The following is a 2355-nucleotide window of genomic DNA, read 5'->3' as shown; positions in this document are numbered from 1 at the left end:
AATTATTTTTTACGCTCCAATATAAAACTTTACACAGATTCTGAATTTTCCTTTGGTTCTCACCAAAGAAGAGGTTTCCACCTCTCTCTTGGAGTGATTATCTCCCTTTAAATCTATTCCCACACATCTATCCCCAATTAAAATTCCCATAAGGATAATTTGTTTTTTCGTTTATTACTGATTTAGTATTGTTAGTATTTAGAATGTATTTTTAATCAAAAATTTTTTTTGATTAAAAAATTTTGAATTATTAAAAAATAAGAAAATAAGAAATGTTAGTAAAAAGTTAAATAAATTAAAATAATTTACTATATAAACTAAAAAACAAATAGTATTAAATATATAGTCAATATTTCTATTTATTTAAAAAATAATATTATAATTTCTTTATATTTCATATATATATGAATAATTTATGTTTAAAAACTATTAAAATCTAAAAATAAATAAATTATTAATAAATACTATTGACAATATAAATATATTCAAATAGCGATTATTTAATTTAATTTATCTATCAAAAAAATAAAATTTTTTGAAAATTTAAATTAAGATGATTAAATTTTTAATGTTTTGTCTTTGTTATATGTTTTTGTTAATATTTCTTTGATATTGTATTTCATATAATAAAAATTAGGAGAAAAATATGAAGATGAAAAAGTGTTTTTTTCAATTTATGTTTATGCTTATATTGCTAATATTTTGTAATATATTTTTTATTTATTCTGCTAATGCAACGGATTATATTTTATATTCTGGGGATTCGTCTAATCAAACTAATGCCCAAGATAAGACAGGAGCCCCAATTCCTCTTAATCCTTATGATTCTTTTACTATTGAATCTGGGGCAGGTATTGATATACCTAGTTCTTCTTCCAATCATACAGCTATTCAATCTAGTAGTAATAGTAAAATAAATAATTATGGATCTATCACTATAAATACTGTAGGATCAACTGTTTATGGTATCGATGCTACTGACTCCAACTTTATCTACAACTATGGAACTATTAATATAACATCTCCTCTCATGGTTGCTGAGTTTAATATTTGCGGCATTAATGCTACAGATTCGAATTCTATATATAATTATGGAACTATTAAGATAACAACTAGTGGTAACTTATCAAAAGGAAATATTTATGGCATTTATGCTGTTGATAATAACTTTATCTACAATTATGGTTCTATTACTTGTAACATTGTTAATAGAAGGTTGGAAAACGTTTATGGCATAAGAGTTAGTAGTTACAATACTATATATAATTATGGAGATGTTGTTATTAAGGTTAATAATAAAGATTGGGGGGGTGTGATTTATAATTTTGAAATAAAGTATCATAATACTATATATAATTATGGTAAAATTTTAAATACAATTAATGGAGTTGGCCCTAATCATGGAGACTTTTTTGTTTTTTGTGTGGCTGCTAGTAATTATAATACCATATACAATTATGGCACTATTTCTACTACAATTAATAAAAGTCATAATGCGGATGTTTATGGTTTGCAGTTTTATGATAATAATAGAATTTTTAATTATGGTACTATTTCTGCTGCTGCTAATGAGAGTGTGGAGGGAAGAGTTTATGGTGTTTCTCTGCATGATTCCAATATTTTTATTAATGGTGGCTCTATTACTGCTAGAGCAAGGGAGAATAGAGATGAAAATAAGGCTTATGGTATTTATGTAGATGGTGATGACAATACTATTACTAATAGCGGAAGCATTAAGGCTTATGGTAAAACAAGTTATGCAATTTATATTAGGAGAAATAACAATGTTTTAAATTTAGAAAAGGGATGTTCTCTGCATGGAGATACTGCAGACCTTGGGCTTGAAGGAACAGCTACAACTATAAATCTTTCTGGACAGCGTTATTATATAACTTATGATGGGATAGATCCAACAGTAAAAGCTCCTGGATTGTTAGTTGTTCAAGAAAGAGATGGTAATCTTGATGGTCAGGCAAATGGTTTAATTGCTAGCGTAGACCCTAAGAACTTGCCTTTTAGCTCAAGTGAGGCTCAAACTGTTGGCACAGGGCAAGCTTTACACTCTGTGCTTTTTGGCAGAATGAAGGCAGGGGGCAATTCTTGGTGGACTACTGGATATGGAAATGTGATTTATAGAAAAGATAATGACTCAGATGCACAAGGGATTGTAGCTGGAATAGATAAAAAGGTAGGTTTTTTAAAAAGATTAGGTTTTTTTGTTGGTTTGAACTGGGCTAATTCCCAAGAGGAGGATAGTCTTTGGGAAGTAAAGAGTCGAGGATATACATTAGGTACATATGCAGAGGCTAAGTTTAATAAGCTTAGTTCAGGGTTTGTTTTATCTTATGGAAAAGA

At 28.0% G+C, this 2355-nt stretch carries 1 protein-coding gene; it reads left to right on the top strand.

The genetic code is table 11. From position 1 onward, the window contains the following. Positions 1–646 precede the first annotated feature (646 nt). The coding region (locus tag BLP60_RS10525) for a hypothetical protein (protein ID WP_143338937.1) at positions 647–2355 on the top strand (1709 nt) is incomplete at its 3' end.

Origin of the sequence: Desulfonauticus submarinus (genome assembly GCF_900104045.1) — a bacterium.
Taxonomy (GTDB): domain Bacteria; phylum Desulfobacterota; class Desulfovibrionia; order Desulfovibrionales; family Desulfonatronovibrionaceae; genus Desulfonauticus; species Desulfonauticus submarinus.
The sequence above is the reverse complement of the archived record's forward strand: the minus strand, read 5'-3'. Positions and strand labels throughout refer to the sequence as shown.